General features: G+C 42.9%; 20 protein-coding genes and 1 tRNA gene. 18 read left to right on the top strand and 3 right to left on the bottom strand.

What is annotated here, in order from left to right; translation table 11 throughout:
* Position 1 precedes the first annotated feature (1 nt).
* From HT679_RS00190 to HT679_RS11185, 6 genes are all read left to right on the top strand, one after another.
* Positions 2-1258 carry a DNA recombination protein RmuC gene (locus HT679_RS00190; RefSeq protein ID WP_173212207.1) on the top strand — a complete coding sequence of 419 codons (1257 nt, stop codon included), beginning with the start codon at positions 2-4 and terminating at the stop codon, positions 1256-1258.
* Entirely contained in the window at positions 1248-2189 is a 942-nt protein-coding gene (locus HT679_RS00185; protein ID WP_173212205.1) for a 3'-5' exoribonuclease YhaM family protein, read from the top strand. The genes HT679_RS00190 and HT679_RS00185 overlap by 11 nt, the downstream gene beginning before the upstream one ends.
* Before the next feature lie 264 nt (positions 2190-2453).
* Complete coding sequence (gene purR / locus HT679_RS00180) at positions 2454-3281, top strand: pur operon repressor (RefSeq protein WP_025169708.1); 828 nt, start codon at positions 2454-2456, stop codon at positions 3279-3281.
* 66 nt (positions 3282-3347) lie between these two features.
* Entirely contained in the window at positions 3348-4598 is a 1251-nt protein-coding gene (locus HT679_RS00175) for a diaminopimelate decarboxylase (RefSeq protein ID WP_173212204.1), read from the top strand.
* A 125-nt stretch (positions 4599-4723) separates the two neighbouring features.
* Positions 4724-5518, top strand: a complete 795-nt coding sequence (pflA, locus tag HT679_RS00170) for a pyruvate formate-lyase-activating protein (protein WP_057488220.1) — start codon at positions 4724-4726, stop codon at positions 5516-5518.
* A 39-nt stretch (positions 5519-5557) separates the two neighbouring features.
* The gene (locus HT679_RS11185) at positions 5558-5752 is read left to right on the top strand and encodes a hypothetical protein (RefSeq protein WP_240149010.1); all 195 of its coding nucleotides are present in this window, start codon (positions 5558-5560) and stop codon (positions 5750-5752) included.
* A 37-nt stretch (positions 5753-5789) separates the two neighbouring features.
* Here HT679_RS11185 and yidC read toward each other — a convergent pair whose 3' ends face one another.
* A complete protein-coding gene (yidC, locus tag HT679_RS00160) occupies positions 5790-6716 on the bottom strand; it encodes a membrane protein insertase YidC (RefSeq protein WP_054388445.1) in 927 nt (308 codons plus the stop codon).
* Positions 6717-6793: 77 nt separating this feature from the next.
* Positions 6794-7072 carry an acylphosphatase gene (locus HT679_RS00155; RefSeq protein WP_001174613.1) on the bottom strand — a complete coding sequence of 93 codons (279 nt, stop codon included), beginning with the start codon at positions 7070-7072 and terminating at the stop codon, positions 6794-6796.
* Between the two features lie 33 nt (positions 7073-7105).
* Here HT679_RS00155 and HT679_RS00150 point away from each other — a divergent pair, with 33 nt between their 5' ends.
* The 11 genes from HT679_RS00150 to HT679_RS00100 all read left to right on the top strand — a co-directional run bounded on the left by HT679_RS00150 (position 7106) and on the right by HT679_RS00100 (position 15915).
* Entirely contained in the window at positions 7106-7846 is a 741-nt protein-coding gene (locus HT679_RS00150; RefSeq protein WP_023936723.1) for an RNA methyltransferase, read from the top strand.
* Between the two features lie 54 nt (positions 7847-7900).
* On the top strand, positions 7901-8584 hold the full coding sequence (locus tag HT679_RS00145; RefSeq protein ID WP_023936725.1) for a Bax inhibitor-1/YccA family protein: 684 nt from the start codon (positions 7901-7903) through the stop codon (positions 8582-8584).
* Between the two features lie 110 nt (positions 8585-8694).
* Entirely contained in the window at positions 8695-9687 is a 993-nt protein-coding gene (gene asnA, locus HT679_RS00140) for an aspartate--ammonia ligase (RefSeq protein WP_172933819.1), read from the top strand.
* Between the two features lie 64 nt (positions 9688-9751).
* The gene (gene rsmD / locus HT679_RS00135) at positions 9752-10291 is read left to right on the top strand and encodes a 16S rRNA (guanine(966)-N(2))-methyltransferase RsmD (RefSeq protein ID WP_173212203.1); all 540 of its coding nucleotides are present in this window, start codon (positions 9752-9754) and stop codon (positions 10289-10291) included.
* Entirely contained in the window at positions 10281-10769 is a 489-nt protein-coding gene (coaD, locus tag HT679_RS00130; RefSeq protein WP_173212202.1) for a pantetheine-phosphate adenylyltransferase, read from the top strand. The genes rsmD and coaD overlap by 11 nt, the downstream gene beginning before the upstream one ends.
* Positions 10753-11790 carry a SepM family pheromone-processing serine protease gene (locus HT679_RS00125; RefSeq protein WP_057488226.1) on the top strand — a complete coding sequence of 346 codons (1038 nt, stop codon included), beginning with the start codon at positions 10753-10755 and terminating at the stop codon, positions 11788-11790. Before coaD ends, HT679_RS00125 begins: the two co-directional genes overlap by 17 nt.
* Positions 11791-11847: 57 nt before the next feature.
* Positions 11848-12078, top strand: coding sequence for a DUF1146 family protein (locus tag HT679_RS00120; protein ID WP_078156193.1), 231 nt, complete (start codon positions 11848-11850; stop codon positions 12076-12078).
* Positions 12079-12101: 23 nt separating this feature from the next.
* Entirely contained in the window at positions 12102-13385 is a 1284-nt protein-coding gene (murA, locus tag HT679_RS00115; protein WP_173212201.1) for a UDP-N-acetylglucosamine 1-carboxyvinyltransferase, read from the top strand.
* The gene (locus tag HT679_RS00110; protein WP_050236587.1) at positions 13372-13566 is read left to right on the top strand and encodes a DNA-directed RNA polymerase subunit beta; all 195 of its coding nucleotides are present in this window, start codon (positions 13372-13374) and stop codon (positions 13564-13566) included. Before murA ends, HT679_RS00110 begins: the two co-directional genes overlap by 14 nt.
* A gap of 38 nt (positions 13567-13604) precedes the next feature.
* Entirely contained in the window at positions 13605-14429 is an 825-nt protein-coding gene (locus tag HT679_RS00105) for a DNA/RNA non-specific endonuclease (protein ID WP_173212200.1), read from the top strand.
* 154 nt (positions 14430-14583) lie between these two features.
* Positions 14584-15915: a hemolysin family protein gene (locus HT679_RS00100; protein WP_173212199.1), complete on the top strand. Its 1332-nt coding sequence runs from the start codon at positions 14584-14586 to the stop codon at positions 15913-15915.
* Positions 15916-16161: 246 nt separating this feature from the next.
* Here the strand turns inward: HT679_RS00100 and HT679_RS00095 are convergent.
* Positions 16162-16232, bottom strand: a tRNA-Cys gene (locus HT679_RS00095).
* A 414-nt stretch (positions 16233-16646) separates the two neighbouring features.
* Here HT679_RS00095 and rpoB point away from each other — a divergent pair.
* A complete protein-coding gene (rpoB, locus tag HT679_RS00090; protein WP_173212196.1) occupies positions 16647-20258 on the top strand; it encodes a DNA-directed RNA polymerase subunit beta in 3612 nt (1203 codons plus the stop codon).
* Positions 20259-20263 lie beyond the last annotated feature (5 nt).

Raw genomic sequence — 20263 nt, 5'->3', positions numbered from 1 at the left:
GATGGAAAGTTTACTTGTTCTATTATTGATTGCCAACCTAGCTGGACTCTTTCTGATTTGGCAGAGGCAGGATAAGCAGGAAAAACATCTCAGCAAGAGCTTGGAGGATCAGGCAGATCACTTGTCAGACCAGTTGGATTACCGTTTTGAACAAGCCAGACAAGCCAGCCAGTTGGACCAAAAAGACTTGGAAGTAGCTGTCAGCGACCGTTTGCAAGAAGTGCGAATCGAATTGCACCAAGGTCTGACGCAAGTCCGTCAAGAAATGACAGAGAATCTCCTCCAAACCAGAGATAAGACAGACCAACGTCTCCAAGCCCTGCAGGAATCCAATGAGCAACGTTTGGAACAAATGCGCCAGACAGTCGAGGAAAAACTAGAAAAGACCTTACAGACACGCTTGCAGGCTTCCTTTGAGACAGTTTCCAAACAACTGGAGTCAGTCAATCGTGGCCTTGGAGAAATGCAGACAGTTGCCCGTGATGTCGGAGCCCTCAACAAGGTTCTCTCTGGAACCAAAACGCGAGGGATTCTGGGAGAATTGCAACTGGGGCAAATCATCGAAGACATCATGACACCAGTCCAGTACGAACGAGAATACGCAACGGTTGAAAACTCTAGTGAACGAGTTGAGTATGCCATCAAGTTACCCGGACAAGGCGACCAAGACTACGTCTATCTACCAATTGACTCTAAGTTTCCACTGGCAGATTATTACCGCCTAGAAGAAGCCTATGAAGAGGGTGACAAGGACGAGATCGAACGCTGTCGTAAGTCGCTCCTAGCCAGCGTCAAGCGCTTTGCCAAGGATATCAGGAACAAGTACATAGCACCACCTCGGACGACCAATTTTGGAGTTTTGTTTGTCCCGACAGAAGGTCTCTACTCAGAAATCGTCCGCAATCCTGTCTTCTTTGATGATTTGAGGCGGGAGGAGCAGATTATTGTTGCAGGTCCAAGTACCCTATCAGCCCTCCTCAATTCCCTATCAGTTGGATTCAAAACTCTCAATATCCAAAAGAGTGCCGACCATATCAGCAAGACTCTTGCCAGTGTCAAGACTGAGTTTGGCAAGTTTGGTGGCATTCTGGTTAAGGCACAAAAACACCTCCAACATGCCTCTGGCAATATTGATGAATTATTAAACCGTCGTACCACAGCTATCGAGCGGACGCTCCGTCACATTGAGTTGTCAGAAGGTGAGCCTGCGCTTGATCTACTCCATTTCCAAGAAAATGAGGAAGAATATGAAGATTAGTCACATGAAAAAAGATGAGCTATTTGAAGGCTTTTACCTAATCAAGTCAGCTGACCTGAGACAAACTCGCGCTGGGAAAAATTACCTAGCTTTTACCTTCCAAGATGATAGTGGCGAGATTGATGGAAAGCTCTGGGATGCTCAACCTCATAACGTTGAGGCCTTTACTGCAGGTAAGGTTGTCCACATGAAAGGTCGCCGAGAAGTTTATAACAACACCCCTCAAGTCAATCAAATTACCCTTCGCCTGCCTCAACCTGGTGAACCCAATGACCCAGCTGATTTCAAGGTCAAGTCGCCAGTTGATGTCAAGGAAATCCGTGACTACATGTCGCAAATGATTTTTAAAATTGAAAATCCTGTTTGGCAACGAATTGTCCGAAAGCTCTACACCAAGTATGATAAGGAATTTTACTCCTATCCCGCTGCCAAGACTAATCACCATGCCTTTGAAACGGGTTTGGCTTACCATACGGCGACCATGGTACGCTTGGCAGATGCCATTAGCGAAATCTATCCTCAGCTCAATAAGAGTCTGCTCTATGCGGGAATTATGCTGCATGACTTGGCTAAGGTCATCGAGTTGACTGGACCAGACCAGACTGAGTATACAGTACGAGGTAATCTTCTTGGGCATATTGCTCTAATTGATAGCGAAATTACCAAAACAGTTATGGAACTCGGTATTGATGATACCAAGGAAGAAGTCGTTCTGCTTCGCCACGTCATCCTCAGTCACCACGGCTTACTTGAGTATGGAAGTCCAGTCCGTCCACGCATTATGGAAGCAGAGATTATCCATATGATTGACAATCTGGATGCTAGTATGATGATGATGTCAACAGCTCTGGCTTTGGTGGATAAAGGAGAGATGACCAATAAAATCTTCGCTATGGATAATCGTTCCTTCTATAAACCAGATTTAGATTAATAATTTAAGAAAAATGAGCATTTTTTAGGATAAGAATGTTCGTTTTTTATGTGAATATGGTATAATAAGTAAAAGACAAAAATGAATACTCTTCGAAAATCTCTTCAAACTAGGCTAGCATCGCCTTGTCGTATGTATATATGTAGTTATATTACAGACCTTGTCAGTTCTATCGACAATCTCAAAACAGTGTTTTGAACCACCAGCGACCAGCTTTCTAGTTTGCTTTTGATTTTTTGAATAAAAATGGAATAGGAAATAGAAATGAAATTAAGAAGAAGTGATCGGATGGTTGTCATTTCCAACTATTTGATTAATCATCCTTATAAACTAACTAGTCTCAATACTTTTGCTGAAAAGTATGAATCTGCTAAATCATCCATCTCAGAAGATATCGTCATTATCAAACGCGCCTTTGAGGAAATCGAAATTGGTCACATCCAGACTGTAACTGGGGCTGGCGGAGGTGTTATCTTTACACCGTCTATTTCGAGTCAGGATGCTAAGGAAATGGTTGAAGACTTGCGTGCCAAGTTGTCAGAAAGTGACCGTATCTTGCCAGGTGGCTATATCTACCTGTCTGATTTGCTTAGCACACCAGCTATCTTGAAAAATATTGGTCGCATTATTGCCAAGAGCTTTATGGACCAAAAGATTGACGCGGTTATGACAGTAGCGACCAAGGGTGTTCCGCTTGCAAATGCAGTTGCCAATGTCCTCAATGTTCCTTTTGTCATTGTGCGCCGTGACTTGAAAATTACCGAAGGTTCAACGGTTAGCGTCAACTATGTATCCGGTTCAAGTGGTGACCGCATCGAGAAAATGTTCCTTTCAAAACGCAGTCTAAAGGCAGGCAGCCGTGTCTTGATTGTGGATGACTTCTTGAAAGGTGGCGGAACTGTCAACGGGATGATCAGCCTCTTGCGCGAGTTCGACTCAGAACTGGCAGGTGTTGCAGTCTTTGCGGATAATGCCCAAGAAGAACGTGAAAAGCAGTTTGACTACAAGTCACTCTTGAAGGTAACCAATATTGATGTCAAGAACCAAGCCATTGATGTTGAGGTTGGCAATATCTTTGACGAAGATAAATAAGAGATAGAACTAAAGGTTGGAACGATTGTCCCAGCCTTTCTTTGCAAATAGAATAGAAGGAAGTATATGAAAACACCATTTATCAATAGAGAACAGTTAGAAGCGATTGTTTCCGAGTTCCCAACTCCCTTTCACTTGTATGATGAGAAGGGAATTCGTGAGAAGGCAAGAGCCGTCAACCAAGCCTTTTCGTGGAACAAGGGCTTTAAGGAATATTTTGCAGTTAAGGCTACTCCAACCCCAGCTATTTTAAAAATTCTTCAAGAGGAAGGTTGTGGAGTGGACTGCTCTAGTTATGTGGAGCTTTTGATGAGCCATAAACTGGATTTTCCAGGTTCTGAGATCATGTTCTCTTCAAACAATACGCCAGATAAGGAATATGCCTATGCGCGTGAATTGGGTGCGACCATTAACTTGGATGCATTTGAAGATATTGAACATCTGGAGCGTGCAGCAGGTATTCCAGAAATCATCTCTTGTCGTTACAATCCCGGAGGCGTTTTTGAACTGGGAACAGACATCATGGACAATCCTGGAGAAGCCAAGTTTGGCATGACCAAGGACCAGCTCTTTGAAGCTTTTGCCATCTTGGAGGAAAAAGGAGCTAAGACTTTTGGGATTCACTCCTTTCTAGCATCTAATACTGTGACTCATCTCTATTATCCAGAGTTGGCGCGTCAGCTCTTTGAATTGGCTGTTGAAATCAAGGAAAAGTTGGGCATTTCGCTAGACTTTATCAATCTTTCTGGCGGTATTGGTGTCAATTATCGTCCTGATCAGGAGCCAAATGATATTGCCTTGATTGGTGAGGGGGTTCGTAAGGTTTATGAAGAAGTTCTTACGCCAGCAGGTCTTGGTCAGGTCAAGATTTTCACCGAATTGGGTCGTTTTATGTTGGCACCTCACGGTGCTTTGGTCACAAGAGTCACTCATAAGAAGAAAACTTACCGTACCTATCTAGGTGTGGATGCATCAGCAGTCAACCTCATGCGTCCAGCTATGTACGGAGCCTACCACCATATTACTAACGTGACCCATCCAGATGGACCAGCTGAAGTGGTAGATGTGGTCGGCTCACTCTGCGAAAACAATGATAAATTTGCAGTGAATCGCGAACTGCCTCATACAGAAATCGGTGATTTGCTGGTCATTCATGATACAGGTGCCCACGGATTTTCAATGGGCTACCAGTACAACGCCAAACTTCGTTCTGCGGAAATCCTCTATACCGAAGAAGGCAAAGCCCGTCAAATCCGCCGTGCAGAGCGCCCTGAGGACTATCTTGCAACCCTGTATGGTTTTGATTTTGAAGAATAAAATGATAAGTAATTGAAAATGAAATTGAAAAACAGATTGCTTTCTAAAAAATAGGCAAAAATCTTGTTTTTCATTCAAGTCGTGATATAATAAAACTATAAAACGTTTTCAAGGAAGGTAACGATATGTCTGAAGAAACAATTGATTATGGACAAGTGACAGGAATGGTGCATTCGACAGAAAGCTTTGGGTCAGTAGATGGGCCTGGTATTCGCTTTATTGTCTTTTTGCAGGGCTGTCACATGCGTTGCCAGTATTGCCACAACCCGGACACTTGGGCTATGGAGTCCAATAAATCACGTGAACGGACGGTAGATGATGTTTTGACAGAGGCCTTGCGCTACCGCGGTTTCTGGGGAAATAAGGGCGGTATTACAGTCAGTGGAGGAGAAGCCCTCTTGCAGATTGATTTCCTGATTGCCCTCTTTACCAAGGCCAAAGAACACGGAATCCACTGTACCTTGGATACCTGTGCTCTTCCTTTCCGTAATAAACCACGTTACCTTGAGAAGTTTGACAAACTCATGGCCGTCACTGACTTGGTTCTCTTGGATATCAAGGAAATCAACGAAGAACAGCACAAGATTGTCACTAGCCAAACCAATAAAAACATCCTGGCCTGTGCCCAGTATCTATCAGATATTGGAAAACCTGTCTGGATTCGCCACGTGCTAGTTCCAGGCTTGACAGACAGAGATGATGACTTGATTGAACTTGGGAAGTTTGTCAAGACCCTTAAAAATGTTGATAAGTTTGAAATTCTGCCTTATCACACCATGGGAGAATTCAAATGGCGTGAATTGGGAATTCCATATTCACTCGAAGGGGTTAAACCACCAACAGCAGATCGCGTCAAGAACGCTAAACAACTCATGGATACCGAAAGTTACCAAGACTATATGAAACGTGTGCATGGATAAAAAAGAAGCCTGATGGGAACATCGGGCTTTTGATACTCAATGAAAATCAAAGAGCAAACTAGGAAGCTAGCCGCAGGCTGCTCAAAACATGGTTTTGAGGTTGTGGACAGAACTGACGAAGTTAGCTCAAAGCACTGTTTTGAGGTTGTGAATAGAACTGACGAAGTCAGTAACCATATATACGGCAAGGCGAAGCTGACGTGGTTTGAAGAGATTTTCGAAGAGTATGACTAGCAAAAAGACTTAGCAAACCAGCTAAGCCTTTTTCTTCTTATCTCGAACGTTGTTTTCCAGCGTTGCGATTTTTGTGTTTTTTCTTGCTTGTGATAGCAGTTGGTTGTTCAGGGGTAACGTCTTTTCGTCCACTTGGTGTAGAGAAAGCACTTGCTTTTGGTGGGTTCTTGGCCAGTTCTTCACGGACTTTTTTGCGAAGTTTTGGACGAACGATATAGTTGACGATAAACTGTTGGAGAATCATCATGAAACCACCGACAACCCAGTAAAGTGTGACACTGGCTGGTGAAATGAGGGAGAAGCCGGCAATCATGACTGGGCTCACGTAAGCCATTTTCTTGATTTGATCTCTTTGCGTTTCATCCTCTACTCCGTGAAGTGAAAGGAGTGATTGAAGATAGTAAAGGACACCAGCGCAGGCAGCCAAAATCATACTTGGAGAGCCTAGAGGGATGCCTAGGTAGCTTGCTTGAGCAACCCCTTCAGTATGTTGGGCAGTAAAGTAGATGGCAGAGAAGAAAGGCATTTGAAGGAGGAGAGGGAAACATCCTACTCCACCAAACATACTGATGCCATGCTCTTTTTGAGCAGCAAAGAGAGCTTGTTGGGCTTCGAGTTTTTCTTCTTGAGTAGTTGCTTCCTTGAGACGCGTTTGGTGTGGCTCAAGGACGTGCTTGAGGGCGTTCATCTTTTCAGAGTGAAGCGTTGCCTTCCATGATTGGTAGATACCAAGTGGCAAGATAATCAAGCGCACGATAATGGTTACGATAATGATAGCGACACCAAAGCCTAGACCTTTATCATTGGCGAAGTACTTGATAGCTTCAGCCATAGGCGCTCCGAAAGTATTCCAAATGACTCCTGTTGGCTGACCTGTGGTTTTATCGACATTGACACAGCCAGTCAAGACAAGCAACATAGCCACTCCCATAGCTGAGAGTGCAAAACGTTTAATAGATTTCACTGTTTTTATTCCTTCTTTAAAAATTATACCTTTCTATTCTACTGTTTTTTTACAAAATATACAATAGTTCTGGAGACCTAATTTGCGATTTTAAAGTCAGAGTAGGGAGGAAAGTTGCTTAGTTTGACATCTAAGTAGCTTACTTTTGAAAAAGGTGTCGGTCCTTTTCGGATTTCTTGGATAAATTTTGCCATGATAGCAGATGAGTCTGCTTGGGCTAAGATTTCCACTGTGCCATCGTCGTTATTCCAGACTCGACCTGTGATGCCACCGATTTCAAGGGCCAGGCTATAAACACCCCAACGAAAGCCGACTCCCTGCACCCTACCTTGGGCAATCATTCTAACCTTTTGCATACCAAACCCCTTTGATTGTGTTATAATATTTCTATGACTATTATAACCTCAAAAGCCAATTCTGTGGTAAAAAATGCTAAGAAATTACACCAAAAAAAATACCGCAAGTCTGCCTATTTGATTGAAGGCTGGCACTTGTTTGAAGAAGCTGTCCAAGCTGGAGTGACGATTGAGAAAATCTTTGCCCTAGAAAATTACCGAGATCAGTTAGATGATTTTCCGCAAACTGTCTGGGTGTCAGAGGATATTTTGCTAGATTTGGCGGATTCTCAGACTCCACAGGGAATCGTTGCGGTGGTTCAAAAAGAAGAAGTAGGACAAGCTGACTTTAGTCAGGGCAAGTTCTTGTTTTTGGAAGATGTGCAAGATCCTGGTAATGTAGGAACCATCATTCGAACTGCGGATGCAGCAGGCTTTACAGGAGTGATTGTTTCAGATAAATCGGCAGATATCTACAGTCTCAAGACCTTACGTTCCATGCAAGGCAGTCATTTTCATCTGCCTATTTACCGGATGACTAGCCAAGCGCTCCTTAAGGAAACCAAAGAGGCAGCTATCCCTGTGCTAGCTACAACCCTATCTAAAGATTCTGTTGATTACAGAGAACTGCCTCCTATAGAAAATTTTGTACTAGTCATGGGAAATGAGGGCCAAGGAATTAGTCCCCTTATGGCTGAAAGTGCAGACCAGTTGGTCCATATTAGCATGAAGGGGCAGGCGGAGAGTTTGAATGTTGCCATTGCAGCTGGTATTTTGATTTTCCATTTAAGCTAATTTTAACTTTTTTTGTTATAATCAAGGAAAGATGTTCATAGAAAAGGAGAAAAGATGAATCACACTATTATACATGACCGTGTAGGTCTCAATCAATTTTACGCTAAGGTATATGCCTTTGTTGGTCTGGGAATCGGACTATCTGCTTTGGTATCAGGCCTTATGTTGACGGTCTTTCAGTCTCAGTTGCTTTACTTGTTGATGCAGGGGCGTCTCTGGTTGACCATTGCAACCTTTGCAGAATTGGCCTTGGTTTTCGTTGCCAGTAGCATGGCTTCAAGAAATAGTCCAGCTGCTCTTCCAGTATTTTTACTTTACTCCGTTTTAAACGGCTTTACCCTTAGTTTTGTGGTAGCCTTCTATACTCCGGGTACAGTTTTATCTGCCTTTGTATCGAGCGCCCTTCTCTTCTTTGTCATGGCTGCAGTTGGTATCTTCACCAAGAAAGATTTGAGCGGTCTTGGTCGAGCTATGATGGCGGCTCTGATCGGTTTGATTATTGCTATGATAGTCAATATTTTCTTGTCTAGCGGTTTCTTTGATTATATGATTAGCGTAGCCATGGTCTTGGTTTTCTCAGGACTGATTGCTTGGGATAACCAAAAAATTCGCCTTGTCTATGAACAATCGCAAGGTCGTGTAGCGACAGGCTGGGTGGTGTCAATGGCTCTCAGTATCTATCTTGATTTTATCAATCTCTTCCTAAGTATTTTACGTATCTTTGGTCGTAATGATTAAAAGGTCTATAAAATCAGTGTTTTGAGTGACACTGATTTTTTTAAATTTTCTCTTTTCTTTTCTTGGAAATAGGTGTATAATGTTTTTAACTAATTTTTGAGGAGTAGCCTATGAAGAAAAGTTTTATTCACCAACAAGAAGAAATTTCCTTTGTCAAAAATACTTTTACCCAGTATTTGAAAGATAAGTTAGAAGTTGTCGAAGTTCAAGGTCCTATCTTGAGTAGGGTCGGTGATGGGATGCAGGACAACTTATCAGGTGTGGAGAATGCCGTATCGGTCAAGGTTTTCCAAATCCCTGATGCTACTTATGAAGTGGTGCACTCCCTTGCTAAATGGAAACGCCACACCTTGGCTCGTTTTGGCTTTGGTGAAGGAGAGGGTCTCTTTGTCCACATGAAAGCCCTTCGTCCAGATGAGGATTCCTTGGATGCAACCCACTCTGTTTATGTTGACCAGTGGGACTGGGAGAAGGTTCTCCCAAATGGACAACGAAACATTGCCTACCTAAAAGAAACAGTTGAGAAGATTTACAAGGCTATTCGCCTGACTGAGCTAGCTGTTGAAGCCCGTTATGACATCGAGTCTATCTTGCCAAAACAAATCACCTTTATTCATACAGAAGAATTGGTAGAACGCTACCCAGACTTGACACCGAAAGAACGTGAAAATGCGATTTGTAAAGAATTTGGAGCCGTCTTTTTGATTGGTATCGGTGGCGAGTTGCCAGATGGTAAACCGCACGATGGACGTGCACCAGACTATGATGACTGGACAAGCGAGTCTGAAAATGGCTACAAGGGTCTAAATGGTGATATTCTTGTCTGGAATGAATCTCTGGGTGGAGCCTTTGAGTTGTCTTCTATGGGGATTCGTGTAGATGAAGAAACCCTTCGCCGTCAGGTTGCCATCACAGGTGATGAAGACCGCTTGGAATTGGAATGGCACAAGGCTTTGTTGAACGGCCTATTCCCATTGACAATCGGTGGAGGAATTGGACAATCTCGTATGGCCATGTTCCTACTTCGCAAGAGACACATCGGAGAAGTGCAAACAAGTGTTTGGCCTCAAGAAGTCCGCGATACTTACGAAAATATTTTGTAGAGAATCGAACCGCAAGGTTCGGTTTTCTTTCTCTTTTTGTCTATAATTTGGTATAATAAACAGTATGAAAATCGTATCAGGAATCTATGGGGGACGTCCCCTCAAGACACTAGAGGGCAAGACGACAAGGCCTACTTCAGATAAGGTTAGGGGCGCCATTTTTAACATGATTGGTCCCTACTTCGAAGGGGGACGAGTCTTGGACCTTTATGCAGGTAGTGGTGGTTTATCTATCGAAGCAGTATCGCGTGGCATGTCCAGTGCTGTTTTGGTGGAGCGAGACCGTAAGGCTCAGACCATCGTAGCTGAAAATATCCAGATGACCAAGGAAGTTGGAAAATTTCAACTCCTCAAGATGGATGCAGAAAGAGCATTGGAACAGCTATCTGGGGAATTCGACCTCATTTTCTTAGACCCTCCTTATGCTAAGGAACAAATCGTAGCAGACATTGAAAAAATGGCTGAGAGAGCGCTTTTTTCTGAAGCTGTCATGGTTGTGTGTGAGACGGATAAGGCCGTTGAGCTTCCAGAAGAAATTGCCTGCCTGGGCATCTGGAAGGAAAAAATTTATGGAATCAGTAAGGTGACAGTTTATGTCAGATAAGATTGGCTTATTCACAGGCTCATTTGATCCGATGACAAATGGGCATCTGGATATGATTGAACGGGCTAGCAAACTCTTTGATAAGCTCTATGTGGGTATTTTTTTTAATCCCCACAAACAAGGATTTCTCCCTATCGAAAATCGTAAACGAGGGCTAGAAACAGCTTTGAAACATTTGGAAAATGTTGAAGTTGTGTCTTCTCATGATGAATTGGTGGTTGATGTTGCGAAAAGACTGGGGGCTACTTGCCTAGTGAGAGGTTTGAGGAATGCGTCGGATTTGCAATATGAAGCCAGTTTTGATTACTACAACCATCAGCTGTCTCCTGATATAGAGACTATTTATTTACATAGCCGACCTGAACATCTCTATCTCAGTTCATCAGGTGTTAGAGAGCTATTGAAGTTTGGTCAGGATGTTGCTTGCTATGTTCCTGAGAGTATTTTGGAGGAAATAAGAAATGAAAAAAAAGATTAGATGGCCCTTATATGTCATTGCGGCCTTGATTGTGACCTTCTTGGCATTTGTAGTGCCTTTGCCCTACTATATAGAGGTTCCAGGTGGTTCGGAAGATATTCGCCAAGTCCTTAAAGTAAATGACACAGAAGATCAGGCGGCTGGTGCCTATCACTTTGTTACGGTTGGTGTCCAGCATGCCACTTTAGCCCATATGGTTTATGCTTGGTTGACGCCTTTTACAGATATTCGTAGTGCCCAGGAGACCACAGGTGGAACTTCCGATGTTGAATTTATGCGGATCAATCAATTCTACATGCAAACATCGCAAAATATGGCCAAGTATCAAGGTCTAAAAACAGCTGGTAAGGATATCGAACTCAAGTATTTTGGGGTTTATGTCTTGAATGTGACGGATAATTCAACCTTTAAAGGGATTCTCAATATCTCTGATACGGTCACAGCAGTCAATGATCAGACCTTTGATAGTTCTAAAGACTTGATTGATTACGTCAGTTCTCAAAAATTAGGGGACTCCGTCAAGGTCACCTATGAAGAGGATGGGCAAACCAAGTCTGCAGAAGGAAAGATTATCAGCTTGGAAAATGGAAAAAATGGGATTGGAATCGGCTTGATTGATCGTACAGAGGTAATCAGCAATGTCCCAATTAGTTTTTCAACAGCTGGTATTGGCGGTCCAAGTGCTGGCCTCATGTTTAGTCTAGCTATCTATACTCAAATAGCTCACCCAGGTCTTCGTAATGGTCGTATTGTTGCCGGTACAGGTACCATTGACCGCGATGGCAATGTGGGGGATATTGGTGGTATTGACAAGAAAGTTGTAGCTTCGGCTAGAGCAGGTGCCGCTATTTTCTTTGCCCCTGATAACCCTGTTAGCGAAGAAGAACAAAAAGCACACCCGGATGCAAAAAACAACTACCAAACAGCCCTAGAAGCAGCCAAAACAATCAAGACAGATATGAAAATCGTGCCTGTTAAAACCCTACAAGATGCAATTGATTACTTGAAAAACAATCCCTAGTTTTTAAGTGAAGTTTCCAAACTAGCGCACAAACAGAGAAGATGGTATAATAGTCAAATGGTTCAATTATTATTCACTCTAAGCAGTCACATGCTCTTTATTTATGTGAGTTTTTACCTTTTAAAGAATCTTGTTAGATGGGAAAAGGTTTTAAAAGTGACAACTGAGAATACAGGAAAAGTTCGTTTACTAGTAGCCTTTTTCAGCATTGTCATGGGCTATATCATGAGTTCTTTCTTTATCGGCCTATATCAGTTGTGGCAAGAAGCGCTTAGAGGATTATTATAAAATCAAATGTAAAGGAAACGAGTATGGACAAAATTGTGGTTCAAGGTGGCGATAATCGTCTGGTAGGAAGTGTAACCATCGAAGGAGCAAAGAATGCAGTCTTGCCCTTGTTGGCAGCGACTATTCTAGCAAGTGAAGGAAAGACAGTCTTACAGAATGTACCGATCTTGTCGGATGTCTTTATTATGAATCAGGTAGTTGGTGGTTTGAATGCCAAGGTTGACTTTGATGAGGAAGCCCATCTTGTTGAGGTGGATGCTACTGGCGACATCACTGAGGAAGCCCCTTATAAGTATGTCAGCAAGATGCGCGCCTCCATCGTTGTATTAGGGCCAATCCTTGCCCGTGTAGGTCATGCCAAAGTATCCATGCCAGGTGGTTGTACGATTGGTAGTCGCCCTATCGATCTTCATTTGAAAGGTCTGGAAGCTATGGGGGCTAAGATTAGCCAGACTGCTGGTTATATCGAAGCCAAGGCTGATCGCTTACATGGTGCCCATATCTATATGGACTTTCCAAGTGTTGGTGCTACGCAGAACTTGATGATGGCAGCGACTCTGGCTGATGGGGTCACAGTGATTGAAAATGCTGCGCGTGAGCCTGAGATTGTCGACCTAGCCATTCTCCTCAATGAAATGGGAGCCAAGGTCAAAGGGGCTGGTACAGAGACTATTACCATTACTGGTGTTGAGAAACTTCATGGTACGACTCACAATGTAGTCCAAGACCGTATCGAAGCAGGAACCTTTATGGTAGCTGCTGCCATGACTGGTGGTGATGTCTTGATTCGAGACGCTGTTTGGGAGCACAACCGTCCCTTGATTGCCAAATTGCTTGAAATGGGAGTGGAAGTGACAGAGGAGACTGAAGGAATTCGTGTTCGTTCTCAACTAGAAAATCTAAAAGCTGTTCATGTAAAAACCTTGCCCCACCCAGGATTTCCAACAGATATGCAGGCTCAATTTACAGCCTTGATGACAGTCGCAAAAGGCGAATCAACCATGGTGGAGACAGTTTTCGAAAATCGTTTCCAACACCTAGAAGAAATGCGACGCATGGGCTTGCACTCGGAAATTATCCGTGATACAGCTCGTATTGTTGGTGGACAGGCTTTGCAGGGAGCAGAAGTTCTTTCAACTGACCTTCGTGCCAGTGCAGCCTTGATTTTGACAGGTTTGGTAGCACAGGGAGAAACTGTGGTCGGTAAATTGGTTCACTTGGATAGAGGTTACTACCGATTCCATGAGAAGTTGGAGCAGCTAGGTGCTAAGATTCAGCGGATTGAGGCAAGTGATGAAGAAGAATAAGAAATCAAGCTACGTAATCAAGCGTTTACTTTTAGTTATTTTGGTACTGATTTTAGGGCTTCTAGCCCTAGGAATCGGCTTAATGGTCGGCTATGGAATCTTGGGCAAGGGTCAAGATCCATGGGCTATCTTGTCTCCAGCAAAATGGCAGGAATTGATTCATAAATTTACAGGAAATTAGGCTGGGAGACCAGCCTTTTTCTAAAGATAAGGAGAAATATGAACAAAAAAACAAGACAGACACTGATTGGCTTGCTAGTGTTATTGCTCTTATCTGCGGGGAGCTATTATATTAAGCAGAATGAACTAGGCAATCAGGCTGCTAAGACAAAAATAAGTCAGAAAAGTCAATCACCAGACGCGCCTGGTCAAGAATTGGCGGAAAGTGTCTTAACAGATGCAGTCAAAAGCCAAATAAAAGGGAGTCTGGAGTGGAACGGGGCTGGTGCTTTTATCGTCAATGGTAATAAAACAAACCTAAATGCCAAGGTTTCAAGTAAGCCCTACGCTGATAATAAAACAAAGACAGTGGGCAAGGAAACTGTTCCAACCGTGGCTAATGCCCTCTTGTCTAAGGCCACTCGCCAGTACAAGAATCGTGAAGAAACTGGGAATGGTTCAACTTCTTGGACTCCTCCAGGTTGGCATCAGGTTAAGAATCTAAAGGGCTCTTATACCCATGCCGTTGATAGAGGGCACTTGTTAGGCTATGCCTTAATCGGTGGCTTGGATGGTTTTGATGCCTCAACAAGCAATCCCAAAAACATTGCTGTTCAAACAGCCTGGGCAAATCAGGCGCAAGCCGAGGATTCGACTGGTCAAAACTACTATGAAAGCAAGGTGCGTAAAGCCTTGGACCAAAACAAGCGTGTCCGTTACCGTGTAACCCTTTATTACGCTTCAAACGAGGATTTAGTTCCTTCAGCTTCACAGATTGAAGCCAAGTCTTCAGACGGAGAATTGGAATTCAATGTTCTAGTTCCCAATGTCCAAAAGGGACTTCAACTGGATTACCGAACTGGAGAAGTAACGGTAACTCAGTAAAAGATAAGATAAACTCCTATGTCACTTATGGATATAGGAGTTCTTTTTTGGACAATTTAAGTAGAACTAGAATAGACACTGAGAAAAAATAATATGTACTGAGTTAATTTTTGTGATATAATAAGTGACAAGATACTATTTTAGGAGAAGAACTATGGAAGACCCAAGTAGTCAGAATTTGTTGCTACAATTTGTTTTATTGTTTATCTTGACGGTATTAAATGCCTTTTTCTCAGCCACAGAAATGGCCATGGTTTCTCTTAATCGTGCCCGAGTTGAACAAAAGGCGGAAGAAGGAGACAGACGCTACATCCGCCTGCTGAAGGTACTAGAAAATCCTAACCACTTTTTATCAACCATTCAGGTAGGAATCACCCTGATTACAATCTTATCAGGGGCGAGTTTAGCTGATACTCTAGGACGTGTGATTGCCTCTTGGCTTGGGAATGGCGAAACAGCACAAGCCGTGGCAACTTTTCTATCCTTGGCATTTTTGACCTATATTTCCATCGTTTTTGGGGAATTATATCCTAAGAGAATCGCTCTTAATCTAAAGGATGCCTTGGCCATTCGTACAGCGCCGGTTATCATTGGGATCGGAAAACTAGTCAGTCCTTTTGTTTGGCTTTTAGCTGCTTCGACCAATTTCTTGAGCCGTTTGACTCCTATGTCATTCGATGATGCAGATGAAAAGATGACCCGTGATGAAATTGCCTATATGCTGACAAATAGTGAAGAAACGTTGGATGCTGATGAGATTGAGATGCTACAAGGTGTCTTTTCGCTCGATGAACTGATGGCACGAGAGGTTATGGTTCCTCGAACGGATGCCTTTATGGTGGATATTCAGGATGATAGTCAAGCCATTATCCAAAGTATTTTAAAACAAAACTTTTCCCGTATACCAGTTTACGATGGGGATAAGGACAATGTGATTGGAATCATTCACACCAAGAGTCTCCTTAAGGCTGGTTTTGTGGACGGTTTTGATAATATTGTTTGGAAGAAAATCTTACAAGATCCACTTTTTGTACCTGAAACTATTTTTGTGGATGACTTGCTAAAAGAATTGCGAAATACCCAAAGACAAATGGCAATCTTGCTGGATGAATACGGTGGTATGGCTGGTTTGGTGACCTTGGAAGACCTTTTAGAGGAAATTGTTGGTGAAATTGATGATGAAACGGACAAGGCAGCAATAGATGTTCATCAGATTGGTGAGGATACCTACATTGTTCAAGGAACTATGACCCTCAATGATTTCAATAATTACTTTGATGTTGAACTGGAAAGTGATGACGTTGATACCATCGCTGGTTATTATTTGACAGGAATTGGAACCATTCCAACGACTGAAAAACTCAGTTATGAATTAGTCAGCCAAAACAAACAGCTTATCCTAACCAATGATAAGGTGAAAAATGGACGTGTTACCAAGGTAAAAGTCCAAATTACAGAAGTCGAAATAGAAGAAGAAACAGAGTAAACTAGAGGCTTTTGTCACCAGGCGTGACGAAGCTTTTTTCAGTTTCAAAGGTTCTTTAATGACTTTATAGCAAAGAGCACGAGAGACTGGAGTCTATTTCGGTTAATTCATAGGGAAGTCGTATTCTGGGAAAACTCAGCCCCAAACTTGCCCCAAAACTATCCGTATTTATCAGAAGAAAAAATAAAAAAAGCCCTTCAAATTGGGCTTTCTGTTCATTTGAAACCTGATAAATCAAGTTATAGAAGGCGGTAGACGGATTTGAACCGACGATCAAGCTTTTGCAGAGCCGTGCCTTACCACTTGGCTATACCGCCTTAACGTTTCTTATTATACCTTGAAAATGATTTTCAGTCAATAGCTTTTTCAGTTTTTTGTACTATAGTGTGATTCGAATGTGATGCTAAGTTTTCTATGGGAAAAAGATTACCAAAAATCTACTGAATCCCCTTGAAAAATCTAGCTAAATAGGGTATAATGTAAATAATCATTTGTCGTAGGTTTTGTCTGAAATATTGTCCAGACAAGGCTCACAGCAGTTAAATCTTCTGAAAAAGTCAGATTTAGCTGCTCTTTTTGTGCTTTTTTTCAGGATTTCGAGTATTTGTAACACAGACTTAAAGATTCTGAAAATTCGTCAAGAGGACACGGTGATAGGGGTTTTACAACCATATGACGATTAGAAAAGCCTGATTGATAGGCTTGGAACTTATTTACAAAGGAGAATCATCTTGGCAGGACATGACGTTCAATACGGGAAACATCGTACCCGTCGTAGTTTTTCAAGAATCAAAGAAGTTCTTGACTTACCAAATTTGATTGAAATTCAAACTGACTCATTCAAAGATTTCCTAGACCATGGTCTTAAGGAAGTGTTTGAAGATGTATTGCCAATTTCAAACTTCACAGACACAATGGAGTTGGAATTTGTTGGATATGAAATCAAGGAACCAAAATACACGCTAGAAGAAGCTCGTATACACGATGCTAGCTACTCAGCACCAATTTTTGTAACCTTCCGCTTGATCAATAAAGAAACAGGCGAAATCAAAACTCAAGAAGTTTTCTTTGGTGATTTCCCAATCATGACAGAAATGGGTACCTTCATTATCAATGGTGGTGAACGTATTATCGTATCTCAGTTGGTTCGCTCACCAGGTGTTTACTTTAATGATAAAGTTGATAAAAACGGTAAAGTGGGCTACGGTTCAACGGTTATCCCTAACCGTGGAGCTTGGTTGGAGCTTGAAAGCGACTCAAAAGACATCGCCTACACTCGTATCGACCGTACTCGTAAGATTCCATTTACGACCTTGGTTCGTGCCCTTGGTTTCTCAGGTGATGATGAAATCTTTGATATCTTTGGTGACAGCGAATTGGTTCGCAACACTGTTGAAAAAGATATCCACAAGAACCCAATGGACTCTCGTACCGACGAAGCCTTGAAAGAAATTTACGAACGCCTCCGTCCAGGTGAGCCTAAGACTGCTGAAAGCTCACGTAGCTTGCTTGTAGCTCGCTTCTTTGACCCACGTCGCTATGACTTGGCAGCAGTTGGTCGTTACAAAATCAATAAAAAACTCAATGTTAAAACACGTTTGCTCAACCAAACCATTGCTGAGCCATTGGTAGACCCTGAAACAGGAGAAATCTTGGTAGAAGCTGGTACAATCATGACTCGTAGCGTGATTGAAAGTATTGAAAGCCATTTGGATGGTGACTTGAACAAGATTGTTTACATTCCGAATGATGCAGCGGTTGTGACTGAGCCAGTTGTTCTTCAAAAATTCAAGGTTGTTGCACCAACTGATCCAGACCGTGTTGTAACCATCATTGGTAATGCTAATCCAGATGACAAGGTTCGTATCGTCACTCCTGCTGATATCCTTGCTGAGATGAGCTACTTCCTCAACTTGGCTGAGGGACTTGGCCGTGTAGATGATATCGACCACCTTGGAAACCGTCGTATTCGTGCGGTTGGTGAATTGCTTGCCAACCAAGTACGTCTTGGACTTTCTCGTATGGAACGTAATGTCCGTGAACGTATGTCTGTTCAAGATAACGAAGTCTTGACACCACAACAAATTATCAATATCCGTCCTGTAACAGCTGCGGTGAAAGAATTCTTTGGTTCATCACAGTTGTCACAGTTCATGGACCAACACAACCCACTTTCTGAGTTGTCTCACAAACGCCGTTTGTCAGCCTTAGGACCTGGTGGTTTGACTCGTGACCGTGCCGGATATGAAGTACGTGACGTGCACTACACTCACTATGGTCGTATGTGTCCAATCGAGACACCTGAAGGACCTAACATCGGTTTGATCAATAACTTGTCATCTTACGGACACTTGAACAAATATGGTTTTGTTCAAACACCATACCGTAAGGTTGACCGTGAAACAGGTGTTGTCACGAACGAAATTGTTTGGTTGACAGCTGATGAAGAAGATGAATATACTGTAGCTCAGGCTAACTCTCGTCTGAATGAAGATGGAACCTTTGCTGAGAAGATTGTCATGGGACGTCACCAAGGGGTCAACCAAGAGTATCCAGCTAATATTGTTGACTACATGGACGTTTCACCAAAACAGGTAGTTGCCGTTGCGACAGCATGTATTCCTTTCTTGGAAAACGATGACTCCAACCGTGCCCTCATGGGAGCCAATATGCAACGTCAGGCTGTGCCATTGATTAATCCTCAGGCACCTTACGTTGGTACTGGTATGGAATACCAAGCAGCCCACGATTCTGGTGCGGCTGTGATTGCTCAGTATGATGGTAAAGTTACTTACGCAGATGCTGACAAGGTAGAAGTTCGTCGTGAAGATGGTTCATTGGATGTTTACCACATCCAAAAATTCCGTCGTTCAAACTCAGGTACTGCTTACAACCAACGCACTCTCGTAAAAGTTGGTGATGTCGTTGAAAAAGGCGATTTCATCGCTGACGGACCTTCTATGGAAAATGGAGAAATGGCGCTTGGACAAAACCCAATCGTTGCCTACATGACTTGGGAAGGTTACAACTTCGAGGATGCCGTTATCATGAGCGAACGCTTGGTGAAGGACGATATCTACACATCTGTTCACCTTGAAGAATACGAATCAGAAACGCGCGATACAAAGCTTGGGCCTGAAGAAATCACTCGCGAAATTCCAAACGTTGGTGAAGATGCCCTCAAAGACCTTGACGAAATGGGGATTATCCGTATTGGTGCTGAGGTTAAAGAAGGGGATATTCTTGTAGGTAAAGTAACACCTAAGGGTGAGAAAGACCTTTCAGCTGAAGAACGTCTCTTGCACGCTATCTTTGGAGACAAGTCTCGTGAAGTGCGTGATACTTCTCTTCGTGTACCACACGGTGCCGATGGTGTCGTTCGTGATGTTAAGATCTTTACACGTGTAAATGGAGATGAGTTGCAATCAGGTGTTAACATGTTGGTTCGTGTTTACATCGCTCAAAAACGTAAGATTAAGGTCGGAGATAAAATGGCCGGACGTCACGGAAACAAAGGGGTTGTCTCTCGTATCGTTCCTGTAGAAGACATGCCTTACCTTCCAGACGGAACTCCAGTCGACATCATGTTGAATCCACTTGGGGTGCCATCACGTATGAATATCGGTCAGGTTATGGAGCTTCACCTTGGTATGGCAGCTCGTACTCTTGGTATTCACATCGCGACACCAGTCTTTGATGGAGCAAGTTCTGAAGATCTTTGGTCAACTGTTAAAGAAGCAGGTATGGATAGCGATGCCAAAACGATCCTTTATGATGGACGTACTGGTGAACCGTTTGATAACCGTGTTTCTGTCGGAGTCATGTACATGATCAAACTCCACCACATGGTTGACGATAAATTGCACGCGCGTTCTGTCGGACCTTACTCAACCGTTACCCAACAACCACTCGGAGGTAAAGCTCAGTTTGGTGGACAACGTTTCGGTGAGATGGAGGTTTGGGCTCTTGAAGCCTACGGTGCGTCAAATGTCCTTCAAGAAATCTTGACTTACAAGTCTGACGATATCAACGGACGTTTGAAAGCTTATGAAGCTATTACAAAAGGAAAACCAATTCCAAAACCAGGTGTTCCAGAATCCTTCCGAGTTCTTGTCAAAGAATTGCAATCTCTTGGTCTTGATATGCGTGTCCTTGACGAAGATGACCAAGAAGTGGAACTTCGCGACTTGGATGAAGGAATGGACGAAGATGTCATCCACGTAGATGACCTTGAAAAAGCCCGCGAAAAAGCAGCCCAAGAGGCTAAAGCAGCCTTTGAAGCTGAAGAAGCTGAGAAAGCAACAAAAGCGGAAGCAACAGAAGAAGCTGCTGAACAAGAATAAGCAGT

It is taken from the genome of Streptococcus sp. 4886 (assembly GCF_013276485.1).
Taxonomy (GTDB): Bacteria; Bacillota; Bacilli; order Lactobacillales; family Streptococcaceae; genus Streptococcus.
Note: the sequence above shows the minus strand (reverse complement) of the source record. Positions and strands in the feature narration are given on the sequence as shown.